This is a genomic window from Marinobacter sp. AL4B, from assembly GCF_019916045.1.
In the GTDB taxonomy this organism is placed as follows: domain Bacteria; phylum Pseudomonadota; class Gammaproteobacteria; order Pseudomonadales; family Oleiphilaceae; genus Marinobacter.
Genome location: NZ_JAILWZ010000009.1, coordinates 123809 through 150263, shown reverse-complemented (window position 1 = coordinate 150263; position 26455 = coordinate 123809). Strand labels below are relative to the sequence as shown.

Genomic DNA, 26455 nt, shown 5'->3' with positions numbered 1-26455 from the left:
GGCCGCCTCGGCAGCCGGCAAGGTAAGGAGTAGCAACATGCATCCAGCACTATGGGTCAGTAAAACCGGGTTAAGCGCACAGGACACCAACCTGTCGACCATTTCCAACAACCTGGCGAACGTGAACACCACCGGTTTCAAACGAGATCGTGCGGTGTTTCAGGATCTGTTGTATCAGATTAATCGCCAGCCCGGCGGTATGAGTACCGAGAACACCGAGCTTCCTTCCGGCCTGCAACTGGGTACCGGTGTGCGGGTGGTCGGTACGGCAAAACAGTTCAGTCAAGGTAATTTACAGATTACTGAACAGCCGCTGGATATGGCGGTTAACGGTCGCGGATTCTTTCAGATAGCTATGCCCGATGGGCAGGTAGCTTATACCCGAGATGGCCAGTTCCAATTGAATTCCGATGGCGATGTGGTGACCCCAGACGGTTACCCGCTGGAGCCAAACATCAACATACCGGAAGACACCACCAATGTGACCATCGGTCGCGATGGCACAGTTACTGCGGTTACGGACGATCAAGCGGCACCAGTCAACCTCGGCCAGATTACGTTGGTGAACTTTATAAACCCGCAGGGTTTACAGGCGATTGGCAACAACTTGTTCAAGGAAACTAATGCCAGTGGCGATCCTCAGGAAGGGGAGCCGGGGCTGGCGGGAATTGGCACCATTGAGCAGGGCACCGTTGAGTCTTCGAACGTGGAAGTGGTGGAAGAGTTAGTCAACATGATCACCACTCAGCGGGCTTACGAGATGAATTCCAAGGTGGTTTCCACCACAGACCAGATGCTTCAGTTCATTACCAACAATATCGGGTAAGTCATGAAACGCATACATCGAACCTGGACAGCCAAGCGCGCGGCCACACTGGCATTGGTGGGAGGCCTGATCATTCTGCAAGGCTGCACGGCCATGACCCGGCCCCGTGCAATGCCAGACGATCCGGCCTATGCGCCGGTGCGAGCCCAGGCGATGATGCAGCGTGATCCGGATTCCGGTTCTATCTATCAGGTTTCCCGAAACTACAATATTTATGGTGATACGAAAGCATTGAACGTTGGAGATGTGTTGACGGTCTTGTTGGAAGAGTCCACTCGCGCCAGCAAAAATGCCGAAACCACGATCACCAAAGATCAGGAGCTGGGCCTGCCGGAGCCAAATCTCTTCGGTAAGAACAACATTGGCCTGAATGCTTCAGCCAATCTTGAGCGGGATTTTCAAGGCGCCGCCGAGGCAGACCAAAGCAATAGCTTGGCCGGAAGCATCACCGTGACGGTAACGGAAGTGTTGCCGAACGGCGTGTTGCGCATTCGCGGTGAGAAGTGGCTCTCCCTGACTAATGGCGATGAGTATATCCGCCTGACCGGTATGGTGCGCCCGCAGGACATTGCACCGGACAACACGGTGGCATCCAATCGAATCGCCGATGCCCGGTTTGCGTATGGTGGCACCGGCGACTTTGACCAAGCTAATCAAATGGGCTGGCTGGCCCGCTTCTTTAACAGTGAGTGGTGGCCGCTATGATCCGCAAATTTTGTGTGCTCTTTACGATGCTGGCGGTGATGGCCTCGCCGGTTGCAGCGGATCGTCTGAAGGACCTAGCGAAAGTTAAAGGGGTTCGAAATAACCAACTGATTGGCTATGGCTTGGTGGTAGGGCTCAGCGGCACCGGCGATAAAGCGCCGTTTACCAATCAGACTTTCCGGAACATGATGAACCAGTTCGGCATCACGCTTCCTGATGGCGTTAATCCCAAGCTTGCAAACGTTGCGGCAGTCACGGTGAGCGCCACACTGCCGGCCTTCGCGAAACCCGGACAGGAGTTGGACATCACCGTGTCCTCAATCGGTAACGCGGATAGCTTACGTGGTGGCACCTTGTTGATGGCCCCGTTGAAAGGCGCTGATGGCCAGGTATATGCCATGGCTCAAGGCAGCTTGGTGGTGGGCGGCTTTGGCGCTCAGGGGCAAGATGGTTCGCGAATTACCGTGAACGTGCCGAGCGTGGGCCGCATTCCTAACGGTGCAACCATTGAGCGGGAAGTGACTTCGCCGTTCAATCGCGGCGATACCATTACCTTTAACCTGTTGCGCGCGGATTTCACCACGGCTCGTCGGGTGGTTGAAGCTATCAACAGCCGCTTAGGTCCGGACATGGCTTATGCCCACGATCCGACATCGATATCAGTTAGAGCACCTAGGGATCCGTCCCAGCGAGTGAGCTTTTTGTCGATTATCGAAAACATAGAAGTCGACCCAGCGGAAGAGTCTGCCAAAGTCGTGATTAACAGTCGTACCGGCACCATTGTGGTAGGTCAGAACGTGAAAGTGAGTCCGGCGGCTATCACCCACGGCAACTTGACGGTCACTATTCAGGAAAATCCTGAAGTGGTTCAGCCTAACCCGTTTGCGGGTGGCGACACTGAAGTGCAGGCCAACACTCAAATTGCGATCACCGAAGACCCCGCACGAATGTTCCAGTTTGGCCCGGCAACCACGCTGAATGAGATCGTTCAGGCGGTCAATCAGGTGGGGGCAGCACCCGGTGACGTGATGGCTGTACTGGAAGCTCTCAAACAGGCTGGCGCGTTGCGAGCCGAGCTGATTGTGATCTAGGGGTCGTCATGCAGGATCATCGCGTTCAACAAGCTCAGGTATACACGGACTTCAGTGGCCTTAATGCACTGAAAACCCAGGCCCGTAGTGATAAGAAAGCAGCGCTTGAAGAGGTGGCTAAGCAGTTTGAAAGCCTGTTCCTGTCGGAAATGCTGAAGTCCATGCGTAAAGCCGGTGAGGTGTTCGCCGAAGGCAATTACCTGAACAGTAATGAAAGCGAATTCTATCGGGATATGTTTGATAGCCAGATCAGTTTGAGCATGGCCAGCGGTTCCGGAACCGGTTTGGCGGAGGCGCTGGTTCGGCAGTTGGGGGAGAGCATTCCTGGCGTTGCATCGACCGGAGAAAAACTGGCGGGTCACAAGGCCGCCCTGGCGGATTATGACCGTACTTTGCCAGCTATTTCTCCTGCCTTGCCGGAACGCATGAAAGCGGTTGAAGAAGTGACGCAGGCTTTGCCCAGTGATGTTTTCGAATTGAGCCCTAATACTAACTTGCCTGCCACCTTTGAAAGCCCTGAACATTTTGTCAGCGAATTGATGCCCTTTGCGCAACGAATTGGCCGAGAGAGTGGCATTGATCCGCGTTTGATGGTGGCCCAAGCCGCACTGGAAACGGGCTGGGGCAAGCACATGATTGAAGGTGATGGTGACGAGCCGAGCTTCAACCTTTTTGGCATTAAGGCTGACAGCCGTTGGAATGGCGATGCCGTCACGATTACAACCACCGAGTTTCGTGACGGTGTTGCGATGAAGGAGCGTGCAGACTTTCGGGCTTATCCGGATTACGAGGGTAGCTTCCGTGACTATGTGGAGTTCCTTCAAAGCAATCCGCGTTACAAAGAAGTGCTTTCTTCAGCAGGCGAGCCTGAAGTTTTTGCAGAAAAACTGCAGCAAGCAGGGTACGCCACCGACCCGGAATACGGTTCCAAGATTCGCCGGATTATGAATCGTGATTCCCTGATGACGTTGTCCATGGGCAACGGCGGGACAAAGGAGTAACAGGTCATGGCAGGATTAATCGGGATAGGTTTGTCGGGTGTGCTCAGTCACCAGAGTGCCCTTAATACCACAGCCAATAACATCACCAACGCCAATACTCCGGGCTACAGTCGCCAAGAAGTCCAGTTTGCGACTCAAGAGGGCAATCGCACGGGGGCTGGCACCGTTGGCACTGGCGTGTCGATCGAGAACATTCGCCGTTTGGCAAACGAATACCTCACGCAGCAGTTGCGAGAAGACAGCACGTTGTTTGGGGAGCAAAACGCCCTTAATGCCGAGCTTACCCAGCTGGACAACCTGCTTGGCGGTGAAAGCACCGGTCTCAGCAATGCGCTGAACAACTTCTTTGCCTCCCTGCAAAATGCCGCGGAAGACCCAACGTCTTTGCCGCAGCGCCAGCTGGTGCTAAGCGAAGCCCAGCAAGTGGTGAACCGATTCCAGGCGCTGAACGAACAGTTCATCCAGCAGCGGGAGTCCGTGAAGACGCAAATGCAGCAGGGCGTAAAAGATGCCAACACGCTGATTAAAAATATTGCCGAACTGAACCTGGCGATTTCCGAATCACCAGGTATTGCTCAGGGCAAAATGCCGCTTGAGTTAATGGATAAACGAGACGAAAACCTTCGGGAGCTGTCGGCTCTGGTCGGTATCCGAGTAACCCATGCGGATGGCAGCCAGGTAAACGTGTCGCTGGCTAACGGGCAATCGCTGGTTACCGGGTCCGATGCAGCCCAATTGGGGACGAGAACCAGTGCGCAGGACCCAACTCAGCTGGAATTCACGCTTACCAGCGGTGGGCGACTGTTGCAGGTTGATGACCAGATTCAGGGTGGGACGTTAGGCGGCTTGCGCGGCTTCGAGCGAGAAGCTTTGCGCCCGGCGTTTGATGAGCTTGGGCGGTTGGCGATTGGGATTTCTTCCGCTATTAACCACCAGCATGAAATTGGTATGGATCTGGAAGGTGATTTGGGCGGCAACTTCTTCAGCGATATAAACAGCGTTGAGTTTCAGCGCAGCCGAGTGATTGCGAACGGCAACAACGCCGAGCCTCAAAACGCTCAGCTGGCCGTCGAGATAACTGACAGCAGTTTGTTGGCGGCGGGTACTTGGTCATTGAAGTTTAGTGGTGACGGTAAAAGCTATCAGTTGGTCGATGCCTCGACAGGCGAGGTGGCGCGCCAAGGGCGCTTGCCAGACCCGGTTCAGTCGGAAATCAGCATGCCGGGCTTCAACGTTCGAATTGAAGGCGGTGATTTCAATCCGGGAGATGAGTATCTGATTCAGCCCAGCCGAAACGCGGCAGCGAATATTGCTTTGAACGTTCGTCGCGAAGAGGATCTTGCGTTTGCTAGTCCGATTCGGGCGAGTGCGGCGGAGGAAAATCTCGGAACAGCAAGTATTTCTCAAGGTAAAATGCTTGATGTCCGCAACCCGAACACCAATGCGTTGTTGCCTGGATTTCAGACTCGCGGCGAGTTGGCTAACGGCCCGATAAACATTGAATTCGGAGCATACGATTCAACCAACGAAACGTATAGCTACACCATCACGGATCGCACCAACAACGTGCTGGAAACGGGAAGCTACGATCCGAAAAAGGTAAACACATTCTTCAGTGATAACCCTTCAGACGGCGCCCTCTACCAAGGCTATCAATTTGAAATGACTGGCGAGCCTGCAGAGGGCGATGAGTTTGTCATCGACTTCAATAAAAACGGCGTTTCCGATAATCGAAACGCCGAATTGCTGGCGGCTTTAGGCACAGCCAACACCTTGAACGGCGGTAGCCAGAACTTTGCCGAAGGTTACGCGGGGTTGGTGGAAGACGTGGGCGTCAAAACCCGCCAGAGCCAGCTTGACAAGGCCGCAGGGCAAACCCTGTTGGAGCAATCCAATAATCAACGGGAATCTGTTTCCGGAGTAAATCTGGATGAAGAGGCAGGTAAGCTGATTCAGTATCAGGCAGCTTACAACGCGTCGGCGCAAGTTATGTCGGTGGCGCAGGAGTTGTTTAACACGTTGCTGCAAAGCTTCCGGTAAGGTGGGGTAAGGTAAAATGGTGCGTATTTCATCACAGCAAATCTTCTCCGGTGGTATCAACCGGATGCAAGATATTAATAGCGATCTGGTTAAAACGCAGCAGCAGATCTCCACGGGTAAGAAGGTCAACCAGCCCTCAGACGACCCGGTAGCGGCCGCGCGTATTCTTAAACTCGATCAGAACCTGAGTCGCGTTGAAACCTATCAGCGTAACGCCGATTTGGCGGATAACCGGCTGAAACAGGAAGACAGTGCGCTGAGCAGTGCCATCGACATCATTCAGCGAGTAAGGGAGTTGACGGTACAAGCCGGTAATGGGTCACTGTCTGCTAATGATCGCAAGTCGATTTCGTCTGAACTCAAAGAGCGGCTTGGGCAATTGGCTGATGTGGCTAATACTCGAGACGCCTCGGGTGAGTATATCTTCAGCGGCTTTCAGGGGAGCGCGCCGGCTTTCGTTAAAGAAGATGGCGCCTGGACCTACAACGGGGATGAAGGGCAGCGTGTTCTGGAAATAGATGATGGTGTGACTGTACCGATCAGCGATCACGGAAAGGGGATTTTTGGCAATGTTCCCGCTGCAGTCTCGATGAAGGAGGCGACATCGGCCAACGGATTCGTTTCGGGTTTGTCGCTTACCAATGAAAGTGCACTTAAAGCTGCGTTTCAACCTTCGTTGCCGGATGACCTGACGGTAAGGGTAGGCGCTTCGGATGCTGTGTCAGTGGAGGATAAAGATGGCAACCCGATGGCAACTACACCTCCGAACCCTGTGGTTGGTGATCCATTTGAGGTGGCCGGAATACAGATGACGGTCAATGATGCTGCGTATGATCCAGTTGCAGGGACAGGCGATTCGTTCACAATCGGCATCAACGACAAACAGTCCATCTTCGGCACCATCGAAAATCTCATAACCGGTCTGGATAGCATCTCGAAGGATTCGCCAAAGGGCAACGCGGAATACGATGCCCTGATATCAGAATCCTTAGCCAATCTGGACAACGGCCAGGAATCCATACTTCAGAAACAAACTGAACTGGGGGGGCGCATGAATGCAGTGGAATCAACCAGTGCGTTTTTGGAAGATTCCGCCCTCTACACCAAAGAGATTCGGTCGCAGCTGCAAGATGTTGATTATGCCGAAGCAATCAGTAATCTGAGCTTCCAAAGCTTTGTGTTGCAGGCCGCTCAGCAATCGTTTGCACAGATCTCGCAGCTGTCATTATTTGATCGATTGTAATTGTTTGAGGCAGTGGGAAATTTTTTTACTTTGCGTGTTGCTTTCAGACTCAGTCTCAGTATAATTCCCACCACTTCTTGATGGCGGCGTGGTGAAATTGGTAGACACGACGGATTCAAAATCCGTTTCCTTAACGGGAGTGGCGGTTCGAGTCCGCCCGCCGCTACCACTTATTGGCCGTATCCTACGGCATCTCAAATAGCCGGCCCATGAACGTCTCCGATTTTCATTTTGACTTGCCGGACGAGTTGATCGCTCGTTATCCGCTCAAACAACGCAGTGCCTCTCGTTTGCTGACCCTTGATGGGGTTTCCGGTCACACGCAGCATCTCCAGTTTACGAATCTTCCGGAATTACTCGAGCCCGGTGACCTTCTCGTTTTTAACAACACCCGTGTTATTCCAGCGCGCCTGTTCGGTCAAAAAGAAACCGGCGGCCGTGTTGAAGTTCTTGTTGAAAGGCTGGTGGGTGAGCGGGAGATTCTTGCCCATGCACGAGCCTCCAAGGCTCTGAAAGAAGGGCAAAAGGTTATCCTTGAAGACGGCTCCTCGTTGACCATGATTGGTCGTGAAGACGCCTTGTTCCGGTTTGTGAATGAGGGTGATGAGCCGATTCTCGATTTGTTGGAGCGTATCGGCCACATGCCGCTTCCTCCTTATATGGAACGTGAAGACAACCTGTCTGATCGCGAGCGTTATCAGACCGTTTACGCCCAAGAAGCTGGAGCGGTAGCAGCCCCTACGGCCGGATTGCACTTTGATGACGCGCTGCTCGAAACGCTGAAGGCCAAAGGCGTCGAATTCGCCTATGTAACCTTGCACGTTGGTGCGGGCACTTTCCAGCCGGTACGTGTCGACAAGATCGAAGAGCACGTGATGCACAGTGAAGTCGCGCATGTGCCGGAAGAAACAGTTGAGGCGGTTCGCCAAACGCGGGCAAGGGGTGGGCGAGTCGTGGCAGTAGGCACCACATCCGTGCGTTCGCTGGAATCTGCCAGCCAGTCCGGGCAACTGAGTACTTTCCGGGGAGAGACGGATATATTCATTTTCCCGGGTTATCGGTTTAATACCATCGATGCCATGGTGACTAACTTTCACCTGCCGGAATCGACCTTGATCATGTTGGTCAGTGCGTTTGCCGGGTACGACAATATTATGAATGCCTATCGTGAAGCGGTAGATCAGGCGTATCGATTTTTCAGCTACGGAGATGCCATGTTCCTGACAGCCAGGGAACCAAGCCGTGGTAGGCTGGCGAGCTCGAGTCAAACCGATTCCGCCAGCTCTGATTTCAGTGGAGAAAATTTGTGAGTGAATCCTGTTTTATGTCTTTCGAGAAGTTGGGTGAAGACGGTAAAGCCCGTCGTGGACGCCTGACTTTCCCTCGCGGCACCGTAGAAACCCCGGCATTCATGCCAGTGGGTACATACGGCACTGTTAAAGGTATGTTGCCTCGTGACATCGAAGAGATTGGCGCAGAGATCATTCTTGGGAACACGTTCCACTTGATGCTGCGTCCCGGTACCGAAGTGGTAAAGGCGCATGGCGACCTGCATGATTTCACCCAGTGGCACGGCCCGATTCTCACGGATTCCGGTGGATTTCAGGTTTTTAGTCTGGGTGAAATGCGCAAGATCACTGAGCATGGTGTGACCTTCCGCTCGCCAGTCGATGGTGCCAAGGTCGAGCTCAATCCGGAAATTGCAATGCAGGTGCAGCGCGATTTGGGTTCAGACATCGTGATGATTTTCGATGAGTGTACCCCGTACCCGGCGACTGAAAAGCAGGCGAAGGACTCTATGGAGCTTTCGTTGCGCTGGGCAGCTCGTAGCAAGAAAGCCCATGAAGGCAATCCATCCGCATTGTTTGGTATTGTTCAGGGTGGTATGTACGAATCCCTGCGCGACCAGTCTCTCGAAGGTTTGGCGAACATTGGTTTCGATGGCTACGCCATTGGCGGCCTGTCTGTGGGTGAGCCAAAAGAGGATATGATACGGATTCTGGATCATCTGCCGCCAAAGATGCCGGAAGACAAGCCCCGGTATCTTATGGGGGTGGGGCGCCCGGAAGATATCGTGGAAGCGGTACGTCGTGGCGTTGATATGTTCGACTGCGTGATGCCAACTCGTAATGCTCGCAATGGGTATTTGTTTACGTCAGTCGGCATCGTAAAAATTCGAAACGCAAAGAACCGTCATGATGCTGGACCGTTGGATGAGCGCTGCGATTGTTATACCTGCAAAAACTTTTCGAAAAGCTATCTGCATCATTTGGATAAATGTGGGGAAATGCTTGGTTCCCAGTTAAACACCATCCACAATCTGCGTTTTTACCAGAACCTGATGAGCGGATTGCGTGGTGCCATTGAAGCAGGTACATTGTCCGACTTTGTAAGCGAATTCTACGCCTTACGCGGTGAAACTGTGCCGTCGTTGGGTGATGAGTGATCAACTTTGACTAAAAGAACAGTCTTTAAACGGAGAAACTGAATGAAATCAATCAAACTGCTAATCGCTGGCCTGCTGTCTCTTCTGCCGACCCTGGCCATGGCTCAAGGCGCTGAAGGTCAGTCCATGGGTGTTATGGGCCAGGTTATCTTTTTCGCAGGCTTCATTCTGATTTTCTACTTCTTGATCTGGCGTCCGCAGTCCAAGCGCGCGAAAGAGCACAAGAACCTGATGTCCAGCCTGAACAAGGGCGACGAAGTGGTAACGTCTGGTGGCATGGTTGGCCGTATCACCAAGGTTTTCGACGATTTCATCGTTCTGGAAGTTGCTGAAAACATCGAGATCAAGATTCAGAAAGTTGCTGTTGCCGGTGCTCTGCCGAAGGGCACGCTCAAGGATATCTGAGCCGATTTCAGGCCGGTGCAAAGCGCCGGCCGAATCATTTTGGCTGAAACACCAAGGCTGGCAGCTTAGCCGGCCCAAAGGGATCCCATGCTAAATAAGTATCCTCTCTGGAAAAATCTGGTGATCGTGTTTGCTCTGGTCGTTGGATTCATATACGCCTTACCGAACTTCTTCCCCGACGATTACGCCGTCCAGATCACTGGCTCACGAGGTAGCACTGAGGTCGATCAGCGCATCCTTGACCGTGCTTTAAGCGCACTCGAAAGTCAGGGTATCGAAGTGAAATCCAGTACTGTTGAAGAGCGCGATGCTCTGATACGCCTGAACAGTTCTGATGCTCAGTTGCGTGCGCGCCCAGCGGTGCAAGCAGCACTGGGAAATGATTACCTGGTCGCGCTGAACATGGCACCATCAACACCGGGTTGGTTGCGTAGTTTGGGGGCTGGTCCCATGAAGTTGGGTCTTGATCTTCGGGGCGGTGTTCACTTCCTGTTGGAAGTCGATATGGACACTGCAGTGACCCAGCGACTGGAAGCGCTGTCAGGGCAGATCAAACAGGATATGCGTGAGGAGAGGATTCGCTACCGTGGTGGTGATATTCGAAACAGTCGTGACATTGTTCTGAGCTTCCGGGATTCGGACACGCGCGCAGAAGCCTTTTCGCTGGTTCGTGATCAGTACAATGAGTTTTTGTTAGACGAAAGCTCCGAAGGCGGGGAGTTTCTTCTGACGTTGACTTTGTCGGATGCGGAAATACAGGGCATTAAAGAGTACGCTCTGGAGCAGAACCTTACCACCATCCGGAACCGGGTGAACGAACTAGGTGTGGCTGAGCCTTTGGTGCAGCGCCAAGGTTCGGATCGCATTATTGTTGAATTGCCCGGCGTTCAGGATACTGCACAAGCTAAGCGGGTTCTGGGCGCTACGGCAAACCTTGAATTCCGTATGGAGGCTCGCCAAGACGCGTCGTCATCGGAAACCGAACAGTTCAGCTTCCGTGATACTCCTCAGCGCACCGCGCGGTTGCAGCGTGATGTGATTGCCACGGGTAATAATGTGGCAAACGCACAGCAGGCGTTTGACGAAAATGGTCAACCTCAGGTCAATATCACCATGGACTCCGTGGGTGGTGATTTGATGAATCGGGCGACTCGCAACAATATCGGTCGTCGTATGGCTGTTTTGTTTATTGAGTTCCGTACTGAAACCGAAAGCCGAGAAGTTGACGGAGAGCTGAAGCAGGTTGAAAAGCGCGTCGTCGAAAAAGGTCTGATCAGTCTCGCAACGGTGCAGTCAGCGCTTGGTAGCAGTTTCCGCATTACCGGTTTGGATTCGATTCCCGAAGCGGCTGAGTTATCGTTGCTGTTGCGAGCAGGTGCGTTAGCTGCGCCGATGTACTTTGTGCAAGAGCGCACTATCGGGCCAAGCCTCGGACAGAAGAACATCGATGCCGGTGTAATGTCTGTTGTGCTGGGTTTTGGCTTGGTGCTTCTTTATATGCTGGTGTACTACCGTGGCTTTGGCGTAATCGCCAATATTTCTTTGACCTTAAACTTGATGTTGCTTGTGGCGTGCATGTCGATACTGTCCGCTACCCTAACCTTGCCGGGTATCGCCGGTATTGTTCTGACGGTGGGTATGGCCGTTGATGCCAACGTGCTTATCTTTGAGCGGATCAAAGAGGAGTTGAGGGCGGGGGTGCCGCCTCAATTGGCTATTAACGCGGGTTACGGGCGTGCCTTTGTATCGATTTTTGATGCCAACATCACGACTCTGCTGGTTGCAGTGATCCTCTTTGCGATGGGTTCCGGTCCGGTGAAGGGGTTTGCGGTCACTCTGTGTATCGGCATACTTACCTCTATGTTCAGTGGTTTGATGGTAAGCCGAGGTATCGTCAATCTGGTATACGGCGGCCGAAGGGTCGAGAAGCTATCGATCGGGGGTAAGCTCGCCAATGTCTGATATGAAGAAACAACCGTTTGATTTTATGGGGCTTCGAAAGGCCGCTTCAGTGTTTTCGCTGGTGTTGGTTATCGGTTCCATCGTGTTGCTTGGGGTTCGCGGCCTGAATTGGGGTATGGACTTTACGGGCGGAACCTCTGTTGAGTATGAATATGCTGAGGCGCCAAGCTTGGACACTATTCGGAATCAGCTTGCTGAAGCCGGATATGAGCAGTTCTCGGTTCAGAACTTTGGTGCAGATACCACCGTTTTGATCCGGATGGCGGAAGCCGGCAATGATGAGTTGGCTGCTGAAGTCACGACTGCGCTTTCGGCCTCTGGCGATAATCTTGAACTGATCAGTTCTGAGTTCGTCGGCTCCCAGGTTGGGGAAGAGCTGAAAGAAGATAGTGGTCTTGGGCTTCTGATCGCCCTGGCGGTTGTGCTGATCTATGTTGGCATGCGCTTTCAGTTTAAGTTCGGTATCGCATCGGTTATTCCATTGGCGCACGATGTGCTGATCGTTCTGGGTATGTTCGCCCTGTTCCAGTGGACCTTCGACCTTACCGTTCTCGCGGCTATTTTGGCGGTTATCGGTTACTCGCTAAACGACACGATTGTTGTTGCGGACCGTATTCGTGAGAACTTCCGCAAGTTGCGAGTGGGGGAGTCTTGGGATGTGATCAACCAGTCTATCCATGAGACGATCTCCCGTACGATCAATACATCTGGCACAACGTTGGTTGTTCTCATCGCGCTGTATTTCTTGGGCGGTGAAGCGATTAACAACTTTGCGCTGGCATTGATCATTGGTGTAGTTGTCGGTACCTACTCATCCATCTACGTGTCTGCAAACATGTTGATGGTGATGGGTGTAAGCCGTGAAGATCTCGTTGTGCCTGCGAAAGAGGGTGGCGGAGATGAAGCGGAAGAAGAGCAGCCGCCTGAGTGGTTGAACCGCATGTGATGTGGCCTGCGCCGACGTCTGACGTCGGAACATAAAAAAACCGCCAATCAGAAATGATGGCGGTTTTTTTATGTTCGGGAGAAAAATTAGCGAGGTAGTCGTCCGCGGAACGGGTTCAACACTTTGAGAATTTCCCGGAACAGTTTTGGGTTGGCTACAATCAGCTGACGCGCTGAGCCGGCCGAAGGATTGCCGGAGAAATCGCCGGTCAAAGCGCCGGATTCCATGGCCAAGGTTACGCCCAAGTCGAGGTCGGCAGCGGATGGCCGGAAAATAATCGCGGCATCCAGTAGGCCAGCTGAGACGCGGGCGATATCGAGCACGACACAGCCTGAAGTGCGGAATATCGCTGTATCGCGAGCCAGGGTTGCGGCCATTTCACCCCAGATCATTGGGTCATCGCCTTGCCGGCTTTGATCCAGAAGATTGGTGGCCAGCGCAGACTTGGCAGGCATCTTGATGTCTGAAGCGCGAACCCGACGGCTATTCAGTGCTGCGCCGTGACCACGGCTTGCTGAATATTCTTCGCCGGTAACCGGGTTAACAACCAGAAGATTTTCGGTGCGGTTATTCTTCTTCTGCGACAGGGCTAGAGCGAACTCGGGTATGCCGCGAACAAAGTTATCCCGGCCGAGAATTGGAAATATGTGCCAGCTTCTTTCGCTGCCGTTGGCATCAGCTTCACCCATTGGTGCAATGGTGTGATCTTTATACGCTTTCGCCAACTGTTCGGTGAAGTTGTCGTAGATAGATTGCTCTACCCGTTCCAGCTGCAGGTAACGGTCGGCTTCGTCTTTGCCGTTGGGTTCCTGACGCTCGAAATGGGCCTTGAGATAGTCAGACCCCTGGCGGGCAACGCGCAGGGCCATTTTAATTGCTGGTTGCATCTGAGAGTTCATTATCCGAATGTGTGAAGGGTCGCCATCATAGCAAAAACTCAAGGTGCTTGTATGCTTTTTGCCTCAGCAAATGCACGCATGCCCTAGGGTTTCGGGATATTCTGAGAACCGTTCTTTTCGGGTTTCTGGTATGATTCGCCTCTTTTTTAAAAATATTGATGAGTAACAGGCCCAGATACCATGCATGAACCCGCGCTGTCGCCGGAAAGTAATGATTCTTTCAATGACCAAATCCGCATTGTCCTGGTAGAAACCTCCCACTCCGGAAACATCGGGGCCGTAGCGCGAGCTATGAAAAATATGGGGCTTGGTAACCTGTGGCTGGTGAGCCCGGCATCGTTTCCGGACGAAACTTCCTATGCTCGATCAGCGGGTGCAAGCGATGTGCTTGATCGAGCGCAAGTGGTTTCGTCGCTGGATGAAGCGGTTGCAGATTGCGTGATGGTGATGGGAACAAGTGCGCGAGGTCGCAAGGTGCCTTGGCCGGTGATTCCGCCGCCTGATGCAGCCGCAACTGCGGTTCAGCAGTCGGAAAGTGGCAAAGTAGCTCTGGTTTTTGGACGCGAAAATCATGGCTTGTCTAACGAAGAGCTGCAGCGTTGCCATTACCACATACATATTCCTTCCAACCCTGACTACAGCTCTTTGAATCTGGCGATGGCAGTTCAGGTTATTAGCTATGAGCTGAGAATGTTTTACCTGAAAAGCCTTGAAGAGGGTGAGTCTCGCCCTTACCTTCAGCCCATGGTTGCTCCAGGCGATGAAGGTTGGGATTCGCCCCCCGCGACGGCCGGGGAAGTAGAAGGCTTTTTCGGGCATTTCGAGCAAACGCTCGTGGACGTAAATTTCCATCGCCGTGATAATCCGCGCCATCTGATTGCGCGCATGCGTCGGCTTTTCCAGCGAGCTCGCATGGATCAAATGGAAGTGAATATTCTTCGTGGTGTTCTTTCCTCGATACAGAAAGCGGCAGGCATCCATGGCAGCAAAGGGCAGAGCGCGGGTAATGTCGAAGACTCCCAAAACAAAGGCCAGGAGTAGAGTTATGCTTGAACGTTTGAGGGAAGATGTAAATAGTGTTTTTCATCGCGACCCTGCGGCACGCAATACGTTTGAAGTGCTAACCAACTATCCGGGGCTGCACGCGCTGTTGTTGCATCGCTTGGCACATTGGATCTGGGGTTTGGGGCTGAAGTGGTTGGCGCGCACGATTTCGACTCTGGCCCGTTGGTTTACGGGCATTGAAATTCACCCGGGAGCAACCATCGGTCGTCGCTTCTTTATCGACCACGGTATGGGGGTTGTGATCGGTGAGACTACGATTATTGGTGATGATGTCACGCTTTATCAAGGCGTTACGCTCGGTGGCACCAGCTGGAATAAGGGCAAGCGGCATCCTACCATCGGTGATGGGGTAGTGGTTGGCGCGGGTGCGAAGATTCTTGGGCCGTTCGAGGTGGGTGCTGGCGCTAAGGTCGGCTCTAATTCGGTAGTAACCAAGGCGGTTCCTGCTGGTGCAACGGTTGTGGGTATTCCCGGGCGGGTTATTGTTAAGCGTAAGGCGGAGGACGATGAGAATCCTCGTCGTAAAGTGATGGAAGAACGCATGGGCTTTGACGCTTACGGTGTGACCGAAGAAATGCCAGATCCAGTTGCCCGTTCCGTTCGGGCTTTGCTTGACCATATGCACGCCGTAGATGAGCGGTTAGAGGTTATGTGCAAGGCGCTTCGCAAAGTAAACAGTGATTACCAGAACGGGGATTTGCCGCAATTGGATGAAGAGGATTTTGATTGTGTGCGCGATGAGCCGGAGAGTGACAGTAAAGCCTGAATACTTGACTGTTTTAGTAGGTCAATTCATACTCGGCGATGGAATCCAATATTCAAACCCATCGTCGGGGCTGAGAATATGAAGCTCACCACTAAAGGCCGCTATGCCGTAACAGCAATGCTGGATCTGGCACTGCATAGCAGTGAAAGGCCGGTGAGTCTGGCTGATATCTCATCGCGCCAGGAAATTTCCTTATCCTACCTGGAACAGCTTTTTTCCCGCTTGCGTCGGCACCATCTCGTAGTAAGCATCCGCGGGCCCGGTGGAGGGTATCGGTTGAGCCGGCACGCGGATGAGGTGTTTATTGCCGAAGTGGTGGATGCGGTTAGCGAATCGCTGGATACCACACGATGTGGCAATAAAGGTGACTGTCAAAACGGTGAAAAATGCCTGACACACCATCTATGGTCCGATTTGAGTGATCAGATTCACCAATTTCTGAGTGATATCAGTCTTGGTGACTTGATGCGCAAGCGTGAAATTCAATTGGTTGCTGACCGGCAAAACCGTAAACAGTCAGAAGCCGATGCGGATACGATCAACACCCGCCAACTGACAGACCAGGCTTCGGCCTGACAACAGCGTACTCCCGTTAAATTATGAAAAAGCCTGTATATCTCGACTATGCGGCGACGACGCCGGTTGACCCCGTTGTTGCTGAGTTAATGGCGAAGCATCTCACGCTTGATGGTGTTTTTGGAAACCCTGCCAGTCGAACCCATGGTTTCGGGTGGCAGGCCGAGGCGGCTGTCGAAAATGCTCGCCGTCAAGTGGCGGGCCTGATTCACGCCGACCCCAGAGAAATCGTCTGGACGTCAGGCGCGACTGAGTCCGACAACCTGGCGATCAAAGGGTCGGTGGAGATTCGTGATAATCCGCATGTTGTGACCTCGATCATCGAACACAAAGCAGTGGTTGATACCTGCAAGTGGTTGGAGCAACAGGGTGTTGAAGTTACCTGGCTGACACCTCAGGCTGACGGCCGCATTGCCCCCGAAATGGTTGAACAAGCGTTAAAAGAGAACACTGTTCTCGTAAGTCTGATGCTGGTGAATAACGAACTGGGCTGCATCACTGACATTGCCGCTATCGGCAGTCTGTTGAGGGCGCGGGGAATCCGTTTTCATGTCGATGCCGCTCAGGCAGCTGGAAAGATGCTTGTTGATGTGAGCCAATTAAATGTCGATTTGCTGTCGCTTTCAGCTCATAAGGTCTACGGGCCGAAAGGCGTAGGCGCTTTGTATGTTCGCCGTTCCCCGGACGTTCGTGTCGAGGCGCAGATGCATGGCGGCGGCCACGAGCGGAATATGCGCTCAGGCACCCTTGCGACCCATCAAATCGTGGGCATGGGCAAGGCATTTGAGATGGCAGGGCAGAGGCTTGAAGAAGAAATGGCGGATCTGGAAAGCCTCCGCCAGAGCTTCTTGTCAGGTCTTGAGTCTTTGCAAGGCGTACACTTTAACGGAAGTTCAGAGCACCGGGTGCCGGGTATTGTGAATCTGTCGTTCGAGGGTGTTGAGGCGGAATCGCTCATGCTTGGATTGCGGAATATGGCGGTGTCTTCCGGTTCCGCGTGCGCATCAGCCTCAGTTGATCCGTCTTTTGTTTTGCGCGGTGTTGGTCTGAGTGACGAACTTGCGCATCGGGCATTGAGATTTTCGTTGGGTCGTTACACAACGAGCGATGAAATCAAATGCGCGAGCAAACAAATTGTTGATGTGGTTACCCGACTTCGCACGGTGCGGTAGGCAGTGGCCCATTGACTGCGTATAATCTACGCCCTGATTTTTACCCCTAACCAGACTGGAGAAATAACATGGCAAACGAGCGCACGCTCTCTATCATCAAGCCCGACGCGGTAGCCAAGAATGTAATTGGCGAAATCTACAGCCGTTTCGAGAAAGCGGGTCTTAACATCGTTGCAGCTAAAATGATGCACCTGACTCAGGAGCAAGCTGAAGGTTTCTACGCTGAGCACAAAGAGCGTCCTTTCTTCAACGATCTGGTTGCATTCATGACTTCTGGCCCTGTTGTTGTTCAGGCTCTGGAAGGCGAAGGCGCTATCTTGAAGAACCGCGAACTGATGGGTGCTACCAACCCGAAAGAAGCTGAAGCCGGCACTATCCGTGCAGACTTTGCTTCTTCTATCGATGCCAACGCCGTTCACGGTTCCGACTCAGCAGCTTCTGCTGAGCGCGAAGTGGCATATTTTTTCAACGACAACGAAATTTGCCCGCGCGGCTAAAGTTGTCTGTTCAGGGGTGACAAATTTCGCCCCTGAATTGATTATTTGATCGAGGTTATGCCATGACTGCCCCTGCTGAAAAAACCAATCTTCTCGGACTGCCAAAAGCGAAGCTGGAGGCCTTTTTCGAGACGCTGGGCGAAAAGAAGTTTCGTGCGCAGCAGATCTTGCAGTGGATTCATCAACGTGGCGTTGATGACTTCGATCAAATGACCAATATGAGCGTAGCGCTTCGTGAGAAGCTCAAGGAAATCGCTGAAATACGCGGACCGGAGGTGGTTTACGATGAAACCTCGAAAGACGGTACGCGTAAGTGGGTCATGCGGATGGACAACGGTAACAACGTTGAGACCGTGTTGATTCCAGATGGAGAGCGAGGCACCTTGTGCGTGTCGTCTCAGATTGGCTGTAGCCTTGATTGTACTTTCTGTTCAACGGGTAAGCGGGGTTTTAACCGTAACCTTACTGCCGCAGAAATCATTGGCCAGGTGTGGGTGGCCCGAAAGGCATTCATGCCGTATGAGCCCAGTAGTCGGCCGATTACCAACGTTGTCATGATGGGGATGGGCGAGCCTTTGCTCAATTTCGACAACGTTGTCGATGCCATGAACTTGATGATGGAAGATCTCGCTTACGGGATTTCCAAGCGTCGTGTCACCTTGAGTACGTCCGGTGTGGTCCCGGCATTGGATCGCTTGGGTGAGGTTACCGATGTTTCACTGGCCATCTCGCTTCACGCGCCCAATGATGAGTTGCGTAACCAATTGGTGCCGCTCAATAAAAAGTATCCTATTTCGGAATTGTTGGCCGCTACACGCCGTTACCTCGCAAGATTGCCGGACAAGCGTAAGGCGACCATCGAGTATACGGTGATTCAAGGCGTTAACGATAAGCTCGAACATGCCAAAGAGCTAGCAGTGGTGTTGAAAGGGTTGCCATGCAAAATCAACCTGATACCGTTTAATCCGTTCCCGGAAAGTGATTTTGAGCGCCCAAGCATGAATGCAACGCGGCGTTTCCAGAATGCGCTGACCGAAGCCGGTTACGTGACGACGGTTCGTACGCCGCGTGGGGACGATATCGATGCAGCGTGCGGCCAGTTAGTTGGTCGGGTTGAAGATCGGACGAAACGTAGTCAGCGCTATATTGCCGTGCAACAAGTGAACCCCTGATCTGGAGGGTGTTCACTTACAACAAAAGGTGTTTGTAGATGGTTAAGAACACAGCCGTAAAACTGGCCACTCTCTCCTTATTGGTTTTTGGCTTGCTGGTTTCAGGTTGTGTAACCACTACAGATAGCCGGTTTAATCGTGAAGCGGACCGCGAAAAAGCGCTCGAGAACTACGTAAAACTGGCGTCGAGATACATTGCTCAAGGTAATCTAGGGCGCGCTCGCCACCATCTTGATCGCGCACTGGAAATTGAAGACGATTATGCACCCGCATTAGCGGCTATGGGCTTGGTCTATAACGCTGAAGGCGATGAGAGACTCTCCGAACAGAGCTTCAAAAAGGCTGTTTCTGCAGACAGTGATTATACTCGCGGCAGAGTGTACTACGGCGCCTTCCTCTACAGTCAGGACGATTACGCCAAAGCCTTGGCGCAGTTTGCAAAAGCATCTGAAGATACCGCCTACAAAGACCGTAGCGGGGTTTTTTATAATTTAGGTCTAACCCATGAAAAACTGGGTAATTTAGAAAAGGCTGAGCAAGCCTACCGTAGGGCGGTTGAGTTGAGCCGCGGCGAAGCACGTACCTTGTTGTCGCTGGCTCGGGTGTTGGTTGAACAGGGCGATTATTCGGCCGCTTCTCGTTATTACTCTCGTCTTCAGGTCATGATTCAGAAGACTTCCAGATTGGTGCATTCTGCCGAAAGTTTGTATACAGGTATTCGTATTGCGCGACATTTTCAGGATCGTGATCAAGAGGCCAGTTTGGCGCTTTTGCTGAAAAATGAGTTCGCCGAGTCTGAGGAATACCAACAATATAAGGTGCTGGTTTCGAATGGTCAGTGAAAAACCGGAAAATTACACCCCTGCTGAGCCTGTTGGCCAACAGTTAAAGCGTGCACGGGAAGCGAAAAGCTTGTCCGTTTCAGCGGTTGCCGAGCAACAACACTTGCGTCCTTCGGTTGTTCAGGCCATCGAAGCCGGCGATTACGAAAAAATTGATACCGAACTGTTCCTGAAAGGTTATGTCAGAGCCTACGCCCGGCAGGTTGGTTTGAATGCTGACTCGGTGATCCGCGACCTTGATGTGGAGTTGGCTCCGGCTCGTAAAAGGCGCGAAGAGGCCTTGCAAGCCAACCCCTTGGTTGACATTGAACGCCGTAAAAAACGGAAACAGCGAATCGCCAAAACCATTCTGTGGCTTTTGTTGATTGGTGTGGTTGCGTCTATCGCCTTATATTTCGTAGCGCAAAAACAAACAGCTAATGATGATAGAAACGCGCCGGTTCCGGAAACCGTGACAGAAAGCCGGGGTGATGTAGCCGAAGAGTTGCCAGATCCGGGCATTGATTCACCGTCCAGTGCTCCTTTAGTGGAGCCTGCTGTCACTGATACTTCTGAAGGTGAAGAGCCGCTGAGAGAAGCCGATGCTCCACTCGCCATGCCACAAAGTAATTTAGATGAATCGGAAGTTCCGGCAGTTGCCACAGAATCCATTGATAGACCGGTAGCTTCGGATGCGCCACTTCAGACACCCGACGCGAATGAGTCGAGTGCGGAGTCGGCTATTGGTCGTTTGGAAATGACATTTAGTGGCGACTGCTGGTTAAAAGTTACCGATGCCACCGGCCAACGCCTGGCTAGTGGTTTACGCCGACAGGGTGATAAATTAGATGTACGTGGCACGCCACCGTTGAGTGTGGTTGTTGGCGCGATGAGTGCAGTGGAAGTTATCCGGTTTCAAGATGAAACGGTCGATATGGGTGACTTTCGCGTCGTGAACAATCGCTCAGAGTTCACACTCGAACCCTGAATTAAACGTCCGGATATAGTGCTGGTTCCTGTCAATGAAACAAGATTCCCCAATCAAAAGACGTAAATCTCGGCAGATCATGGTTGGTGATGTGCCCGTCGGTGGTGACGCACCCATCGCGGTTCAGAGCATGACCAACACGAATACCTGTGATGTGGCTGCCACGGTAGGTCAAATTAACGCCATTCAGGAAGCCGGGGCGGATATTGTGCGAGTTTCTGTGCCGTCGATGGAGGCTGCAGAAGCATTCGGTCAGATCCGTAAGCAGGTATCGGTGCCGTTGGTTGCCGATATCCATTTTGATCATAAAATTGCGCTTCGGGTTGCAGAGCTTGGCGTTGACTGTCTGCGGATCAACCCGGGCAATATTGGTCGAGACGATCGCGTGAGTGCCGTGATTAATGCGGCTAAAGATCGAAATATCCCCATTCGTATTGGCGTCAATGCCGGTTCTCTTGAAAAGGCATTGCAGCGCAAATACGGTGAACCAACGCCTGAGGCGTTGGTTGAATCGGCTATGCGCCACATCGATATTCTGGACCGGCATGACTTTCAAAACTTCAAGGTCAGCTTGAAGGCTTCTGAAGTTTTCATGACCGTCGCTGCGTACCGCTTGATCGCTCAACAAATTGAACAGCCTTTGCACCTAGGCATCACTGAAGCCGGCGGGTTCCGCTCGGGTACCGTGAAGTCTTCTATCGGGCTCGGTATGTTGTTGATGGACGGCATTGGCGACACCATCCGCGTATCGCTGGCTGCTGATCCGGTTCAAGAGATTAAGGTCGGCTTCGATATACTGAAAAGTCTTCGTTTGCGTAGCCGCGGTATTAACTTTATTGCCTGCCCAAGCTGCTCAAGACAGAACTTCGATGTGATTCAGACCATGAATGATTTGGAAGCGCGGCTGGAAGACGTAAACCGTTCCTTGGACGTTGCGATCATTGGCTGCATTGTTAATGGTCCGGGTGAGGCTCGCGAGGCGGATATTGGTCTGACCGGCGGTTCGCCTAAGAATCTATTTTATCTTCACGGAAAGCCAAACCAGAAGTTGGTCAATGAAACGCTGACGGATGACTTGGAGCGGTTGATTCGAGAAGAGGTTGCTCGTCGCGAAGAGCAGGATTCGCTGTTAATTGCGAAGTCTGAAGACTGATCTCCAAACACTTATTTAAGAAGCAATCAGGGTTTTACTTTGGCTAAAATTCAGGCAATCCGGGGGATGAATGACATTCTTCCGGACCAGACACCTGTCTGGCAGTATGTTGAATCAACGGTTCGCAAAGTGCTTTCACAATACGGCTATCAGGAAATTCGTATGCCGATTGTGGAGCAAACCGATCTTTTTAAACGTTCCATCGGCGAAGTCACCGACATTGTCGAAAAAGAAATGTACACCTTCGAAGATCGCAACGGTGACAGTCTGACATTGCGCCCTGAAGGTACAGCAGGTTGTGTGCGCGCAGCTGAAGAGCATGGTTTGCTGTTCAATCAGACCCGTCGCTTGTGGTACACCGGCCCCATGTTTCGTCATGAGCGACCCCAGAAAGGGCGTTACCGGCAGTTTCATCAGATCGGTGTAGAGTGCTTCGGCATGGCAGGCCCGGATATCGACGCTGAACTTCTGATGCTGACCGCTCGCCTGTGGGATGCGTTTGGGTTGTCGGCCCACGCTCAGTTGGAAATTAACTCCATTGGTACCAGCGAAGCCCGGAAAGTCTACCGGGAGGCCCTGGTCAGTTATCTTGAGCAGTATCGTGATCAACTGGATGAAGACAGCAAGCGCCGTCTAACCACCAATCCGCTTCGGATTTTGGATAGCAAAGATCCAAACACGCGCAAACTGCTTGAGAATGCCCCAAGTCTGAGCGACTACCTTGACGAAGAGTCCGTGGCGCACTTTGATCAGCTTAAATCTTTGCTGGATGCGGCAGGTATCGCCTACACCGTCAATCCGGCACTGGTTCGTGGTCTCGATTACTACGGCAAGACAGTCTTTGAGTGGGTTACCGAAAGCCTGGGCGCGCAAGGAACGATCTGTGCCGGCGGCCGTTACGATGGGCTGGTTCAACAGCTCGGCGGCAAACCAACCGTGGCCGTTGGTTTTGCGATGGGTTTGGAGCGTCTGATTTTGCTTTTGGAAACTCTGAATCTGGTTCCGGACGAGGTCAATAATCAAGCCGATGTTTATGTAACGGCCATGGGGGAGCAAAGTATTGCTTGTGCCATGGCCATTGCAAATACGCTGAGAAATGAGTTGCCCGGTAAAGTGGTGATTTCTCATTGCGGCGGCGGCAGTTTCAAAAGTCAGATGAAGAAAGCTGATCGTAGCGGCGCCCGCTATGCAGTTATTCTTGGCGAAAACGAAGTAACTAATGGCACCGCGGGCTTAAAGCCCCTGAGGGATGACGAGCCTCAGCAGGAAGTCTCGCAGTCAGAATTGGCGAATATTCTGGCGCCTTTGGTATAAAAGAAACGACCGATTAACGGGCAACAACTAATAATCAACAGGAGTTTTCATGGCTGAGTTACGCACCGAGGAAGAACAGGTCCAGGCAATGAAGGACTGGTGGAAAAAGAACGGTAGCTCATTGCTCATCGGTATCGGCGCAGCCTTAGCAATCGTGTTCGGGTGGCAGGCTTGGCAAAATCATCAGGCCCAAGAACGTGCAGAAGCCGCAAATCAGTTTACAACGCTACTGACAGCCTTCTCCACGGGTGACGAAGATAGCAAGAATACCGTTGAATTTGTGGCTGATTCTTTGCGTGAAGAGCACGGGAGTAGTGCGTACGCTATCTATGGAAACCTAGTATTAGCTCGTCAGCAAATGATGGTAGAGAACGACCCTGAAGCCGCTGTTGCATCGCTGGAGTGGGCCTTGGAAAAGGCTGGAGATTATAAAGCGTTGTCGCTGGTTATTCGTAACCGCTTAGCTCAGGCCCAGTTCGCCGCCGGTGAGCATGACGCAGCATTAGCGACACTGAACGGTGCAAGCGATTCTGAAACTTTTGCTGCAGTTTTCTCCGAATTGAGGGGCGATATCTTGCTTGCGAAAGGCGACACTAAAGCTGCCCGCGAAGCGTATCTGGCGGCCCGTGAGCAAGGCCAGGCACGTGGTGGGGACCTGTTGGAGCTAAAATTGTCTGACCTTGGTGTCGGGGAGGGCGCTTGATGCCTTTTGGGCGTAACAAACCGTTCGCGTTGATTGCCGTAAGCGCGGCTCTGGCTGTCTTGCTGGCTGGGTGTAGCACAACGGATACGTTTGAACAGCCCGCTCCAGTGCCAGAGATTGAAACCTCTGTCGAGTTTGAGCGTGTTTGGAGTATGTCTGTCGGTGACGGGCATGATGGAGAGTTTCTGCAGTTGGCCCCGCTATACGCCGGCGACGTTATTTATGCAGCCTCTGCCGATGGCGAAGTGGTTAGCGTAGCCGCGGAAGACGGAAAAGTGGTCTGGGAAAAAGAGCTCGACGAACGCATTTTCGCAGGCCCTGGTGCCGACGGTCGTCAGCTCTATCTGGTAACGCGCGACGCTGAGTTGGTGGCCCTGTCCAGTGAAGATGGCAGTGAAAACTGGCGAGTCGATTTGCCGACGGAGGTGCTGGCATCACCGCAATCGAACGGATCTCTCGTGGTGGTGCAAACCACGGATGGTCGAGTCATCAGCTTCGATACCGACAAAGGGGAACAGATCTGGCAGTACGAAGCACAAGTGCCTGTGCTCACCATGCGCACAGCTGCGGCACCACTGGTTGGTGCAGACATTGTAATCGCTTCTTTCGCCAATGGCCGGGTGATTGCTCTCACGGCTGAGAATGGTCAACCCGTGTGGCAATACCAAGTGGGCCAGGCTCAAGGGCGCACGGAGCTCGAGCGACTGGTAGATATTGGCGGTCAGCCCCTGGTCTTGGATTCCGCAATTATGGTGGTGGGTTATCAGGGCAAACTTGCTTTGATAGAGATTCGCTCAGGGCAGGAGATCTGGAGCCGTTCTGCGTCCAGTTACTACTCGCCAGCCATCGGCAACGGCAATATTTTCCTCGCAGCGGCCAACGGCAACGTTGTTGCGTTACGGGGCAACGACCGTCGTGAGTTGTGGGTCCAAAGTGATTTGGCCTGGCGCCAAGTGACGCGTCCAGCGGTAACCGGCGAGTACATGGTGGTTGGAGACTATGAAGGCTATCTGCATATTTTGGAGATGAGCGATGGTCGCTTGGTCGGCCAAACGGAATATGACAGTGACGGTATCCGCGTACCTGTCGAGGTTCTGAGTAATGGTAACCTGTTGGTTTATGGTAACGGTGGAAAAATGTCGGTTCTCAAGCTTGAGCAGGACGACTGAAACCCCGCTGAAATTACCCGGCTCAGGCCGGGTTTTTGTTTCTTTGTATAGCAGATAATTATGACCCCAGTAATTGCCCTTGTAGGACGCCCGAACGTTGGCAAGTCCACGTTGTTTAACCAAATGACCCGTTCACGAGACGCGTTGGTCGCGGATTTTCCAGGATTAACCCGCGATCGCAAGTACGGCGAAGGTTTCTACGAGGATCGAAAGTTTATTGTTATCGATACGGGTGGGCTGACAGGCCAAGAGGCCGGTTTGGACTCTGAGATGGCTCAGCAGTCGTTACAGGCCGTAGATGAAGCAGACATCGTACTGTTTCTCGTCGATGGTCGTGCGGGTTTGACCGCCGGCGACGAAGTCATTGCCGACCACCTCCGCCGATCGGACAAGCAAGCCCATCTGGTTGTGAATAAAACCGATGGTCAGGACCCCGACGTGGCAGCGGCTGACTTTTATAAGTTGGGTTTTCAATCGGTGTTCATGATTGCAGCCGCTCACAACAGAGGCGTCCGGTCATTACTTGAACACCTGCTTCCGGAACCTGAAGAGTCTGCGGAGCAAGACCGAGCAGATCGATACCCCGGCATTCGTATTGGTGTGGTGGGGCGTCCAAACGTGGGTAAATCCACGTTGGTTAACCGCATGCTCGGCGAAGAGCGAGTGGTGGTTTATGACATGCCTGGAACAACACGAGACAGTATATACATCCCTTACGAACGGCACGGTCACGAATACACCCTGATTGATACCGCGGGTGTACGCCGCCGTAAGAATGTAAAGGAAGTGGTCGAGAAATTTTCTATCATCAAAACCTTGCAGGCGATCGATGATGCCCACGTTGTGATTCTGGTCATCGATGCGCGGGAAGGGCTGGTTGATCAGGATTTGCATCTGATCGGTTTTGTGCTCGATGCAGGTCGTTCGTTGGTTATAGCGATCAACAAGTGGGATGGCATGAATTCGGAAGATCGCGCCAAGGTCAAAGAGCAGGTCGCACGCCGATTGGATTTCCTCGACTATGCTGACAAGTACTATATTTCAGCGTTGCACGGTACTGGCGTCGGCACCATGTATGAGTCGGTTCAAGCCAGCTATGAATCATCGATGGCAAAGTGGCCAACGAATCGACTGACCGCCATACTCGAAGACGCGATCGCTCAGCACCAGCCTCCTATGGTGCATGGCCGTCGAATTAAGCTTCGATATGCGCACCAGGGCGGTTCTAATCCCCCGATTATCGTGGTGCATGGTAATCAGGTTGGATCTTTGCCTGGTGCTTACAAACGCTATCTTGAAAATACCTTCCGTAAGGTTCTTAAAGTGGTTGGTTCGCCAATTCGTTTCGAGTTCCGTGGCGGCGAAAACCCCTTTGCCAATAAGGTGGACCGCCTCACTCCTAGGCAGAAGGTCAAGAAAGATAACGATATTAAGAAAGGACGTGTGGTGAAGAGAGTCCGGCAGAAAAGCACAAAACGCTGATCTGCCGGGTTGC

Annotated in this window: 25 protein-coding genes and 1 tRNA gene; 25 read left to right on the top strand and 1 reads right to left on the bottom strand. The window is 52.6% G+C overall.

Going from position 1 to position 26455, the window contains the following annotated elements:
* Positions 1-37 precede the first annotated feature (37 nt).
* The 12 genes from flgG to secF all read left to right on the top strand — a co-directional run bounded on the left by flgG (position 38) and on the right by secF (position 12665).
* Complete coding sequence (flgG, locus tag K5L82_RS01265; RefSeq protein ID WP_223132885.1) at positions 38-826, top strand: flagellar basal-body rod protein FlgG; 789 nt, start codon at positions 38-40, stop codon at positions 824-826.
* Positions 827-829: 3 nt separating this feature from the next.
* On the top strand, positions 830-1531 hold the full coding sequence (gene flgH / locus K5L82_RS01260) for a flagellar basal body L-ring protein FlgH (protein ID WP_133005311.1): 702 nt from the start codon (positions 830-832) through the stop codon (positions 1529-1531).
* Entirely contained in the window at positions 1528-2622 is a 1095-nt protein-coding gene (locus tag K5L82_RS01255; protein WP_133005312.1) for a flagellar basal body P-ring protein FlgI, read from the top strand. Before flgH ends, K5L82_RS01255 begins: the two co-directional genes overlap by 4 nt.
* A gap of 8 nt (positions 2623-2630) precedes the next feature.
* Positions 2631-3623 (top strand): flagellar assembly peptidoglycan hydrolase FlgJ, encoded by a 993-nt coding sequence (gene flgJ, locus K5L82_RS01250; protein WP_223132884.1) that lies wholly within the window; start codon positions 2631-2633, stop codon positions 3621-3623.
* A gap of 6 nt (positions 3624-3629) precedes the next feature.
* Positions 3630-5663, top strand: coding sequence for a flagellar hook-associated protein FlgK (gene flgK / locus K5L82_RS01245; RefSeq protein ID WP_223132883.1), 2034 nt, complete (start codon positions 3630-3632; stop codon positions 5661-5663).
* A gap of 16 nt (positions 5664-5679) precedes the next feature.
* Positions 5680-6906, top strand: coding sequence for a flagellar hook-associated protein FlgL (flgL, locus tag K5L82_RS01240; RefSeq protein ID WP_223132882.1), 1227 nt, complete (start codon positions 5680-5682; stop codon positions 6904-6906).
* A gap of 82 nt (positions 6907-6988) precedes the next feature.
* A tRNA-Leu gene (locus K5L82_RS01235) sits at positions 6989-7075 on the top strand.
* Between the two features lie 40 nt (positions 7076-7115).
* On the top strand, positions 7116-8216 hold the full coding sequence (gene queA / locus K5L82_RS01230; RefSeq protein ID WP_223132881.1) for a tRNA preQ1(34) S-adenosylmethionine ribosyltransferase-isomerase QueA: 1101 nt from the start codon (positions 7116-7118) through the stop codon (positions 8214-8216).
* Positions 8217-8230: 14 nt separating this feature from the next.
* Positions 8231-9352, top strand: coding sequence for a tRNA guanosine(34) transglycosylase Tgt (tgt, locus tag K5L82_RS01225; RefSeq protein ID WP_133007536.1), 1122 nt, complete (start codon positions 8231-8233; stop codon positions 9350-9352).
* A gap of 42 nt (positions 9353-9394) precedes the next feature.
* On the top strand, positions 9395-9757 hold the full coding sequence (gene yajC / locus K5L82_RS01220; RefSeq protein ID WP_133005317.1) for a preprotein translocase subunit YajC: 363 nt from the start codon (positions 9395-9397) through the stop codon (positions 9755-9757).
* A gap of 87 nt (positions 9758-9844) precedes the next feature.
* Positions 9845-11719 (top strand): protein translocase subunit SecD, encoded by a 1875-nt coding sequence (gene secD, locus K5L82_RS01215; protein ID WP_223132880.1) that lies wholly within the window; start codon positions 9845-9847, stop codon positions 11717-11719.
* On the top strand, positions 11712-12665 hold the full coding sequence (gene secF / locus K5L82_RS01210; protein WP_223132879.1) for a protein translocase subunit SecF: 954 nt from the start codon (positions 11712-11714) through the stop codon (positions 12663-12665). Before secD ends, secF begins: the two co-directional genes overlap by 8 nt.
* 86 nt (positions 12666-12751) lie before the next feature.
* Here the strand turns inward: secF and K5L82_RS01205 are convergent, their stop codons facing one another.
* Entirely contained in the window at positions 12752-13552 is an 801-nt protein-coding gene (locus K5L82_RS01205) for an inositol monophosphatase family protein (RefSeq protein WP_223132878.1), read from the bottom strand.
* Between the two features lie 192 nt (positions 13553-13744).
* Here K5L82_RS01205 and trmJ point away from each other — a divergent pair, with 192 nt between their 5' ends.
* From trmJ to der, 13 genes are all read left to right on the top strand, one after another.
* Complete coding sequence (trmJ, locus tag K5L82_RS01200) at positions 13745-14605, top strand: tRNA (cytosine(32)/uridine(32)-2'-O)-methyltransferase TrmJ (RefSeq protein ID WP_223132877.1); 861 nt, start codon at positions 13745-13747, stop codon at positions 14603-14605.
* A 4-nt stretch (positions 14606-14609) separates the two neighbouring features.
* Positions 14610-15395, top strand: coding sequence for a serine O-acetyltransferase (cysE, locus tag K5L82_RS01195; protein ID WP_133005322.1), 786 nt, complete (start codon positions 14610-14612; stop codon positions 15393-15395).
* 78 nt (positions 15396-15473) lie between these two features.
* Complete coding sequence (gene iscR, locus K5L82_RS01190) at positions 15474-15971, top strand: Fe-S cluster assembly transcriptional regulator IscR (RefSeq protein ID WP_133005323.1); 498 nt, start codon at positions 15474-15476, stop codon at positions 15969-15971.
* Positions 15972-15994: 23 nt separating this feature from the next.
* Complete coding sequence (locus K5L82_RS01185) at positions 15995-17143, top strand: IscS subfamily cysteine desulfurase (RefSeq protein ID WP_223132876.1); 1149 nt, start codon at positions 15995-15997, stop codon at positions 17141-17143.
* A gap of 68 nt (positions 17144-17211) precedes the next feature.
* The gene (ndk, locus tag K5L82_RS01180) at positions 17212-17640 is read left to right on the top strand and encodes a nucleoside-diphosphate kinase (RefSeq protein ID WP_133005325.1); all 429 of its coding nucleotides are present in this window, start codon (positions 17212-17214) and stop codon (positions 17638-17640) included.
* Between the two features lie 62 nt (positions 17641-17702).
* On the top strand, positions 17703-18812 hold the full coding sequence (gene rlmN, locus K5L82_RS01175; RefSeq protein WP_133005326.1) for a 23S rRNA (adenine(2503)-C(2))-methyltransferase RlmN: 1110 nt from the start codon (positions 17703-17705) through the stop codon (positions 18810-18812).
* Positions 18813-18850: 38 nt separating this feature from the next.
* A complete protein-coding gene (gene pilW, locus K5L82_RS01170) occupies positions 18851-19654 on the top strand; it encodes a type IV pilus biogenesis/stability protein PilW (protein ID WP_223132875.1) in 804 nt (267 codons plus the stop codon).
* Entirely contained in the window at positions 19644-20621 is a 978-nt protein-coding gene (locus tag K5L82_RS01165; protein ID WP_223132874.1) for a RodZ domain-containing protein, read from the top strand. The genes pilW and K5L82_RS01165 overlap by 11 nt, the downstream gene beginning before the upstream one ends.
* 34 nt (positions 20622-20655) lie before the next feature.
* Positions 20656-21774: a flavodoxin-dependent (E)-4-hydroxy-3-methylbut-2-enyl-diphosphate synthase gene (gene ispG / locus K5L82_RS01160; RefSeq protein ID WP_133005329.1), complete on the top strand. Its 1119-nt coding sequence runs from the start codon at positions 20656-20658 to the stop codon at positions 21772-21774.
* A 39-nt stretch (positions 21775-21813) separates the two neighbouring features.
* A complete protein-coding gene (hisS, locus tag K5L82_RS01155; RefSeq protein ID WP_133005330.1) occupies positions 21814-23088 on the top strand; it encodes a histidine--tRNA ligase in 1275 nt (424 codons plus the stop codon).
* Between the two features lie 49 nt (positions 23089-23137).
* Positions 23138-23791 carry a YfgM family protein gene (locus K5L82_RS01150; protein WP_133005331.1) on the top strand — a complete coding sequence of 218 codons (654 nt, stop codon included), beginning with the start codon at positions 23138-23140 and terminating at the stop codon, positions 23789-23791.
* Positions 23791-24960 (top strand): outer membrane protein assembly factor BamB, encoded by a 1170-nt coding sequence (gene bamB / locus K5L82_RS01145; RefSeq protein WP_223132873.1) that lies wholly within the window; start codon positions 23791-23793, stop codon positions 24958-24960. The genes K5L82_RS01150 and bamB overlap by 1 nt, the downstream gene beginning before the upstream one ends.
* A gap of 60 nt (positions 24961-25020) precedes the next feature.
* The gene (gene der / locus K5L82_RS01140) at positions 25021-26442 is read left to right on the top strand and encodes a ribosome biogenesis GTPase Der (protein WP_223132872.1); all 1422 of its coding nucleotides are present in this window, start codon (positions 25021-25023) and stop codon (positions 26440-26442) included.
* Positions 26443-26455: the final 13 nt, after the last annotated feature.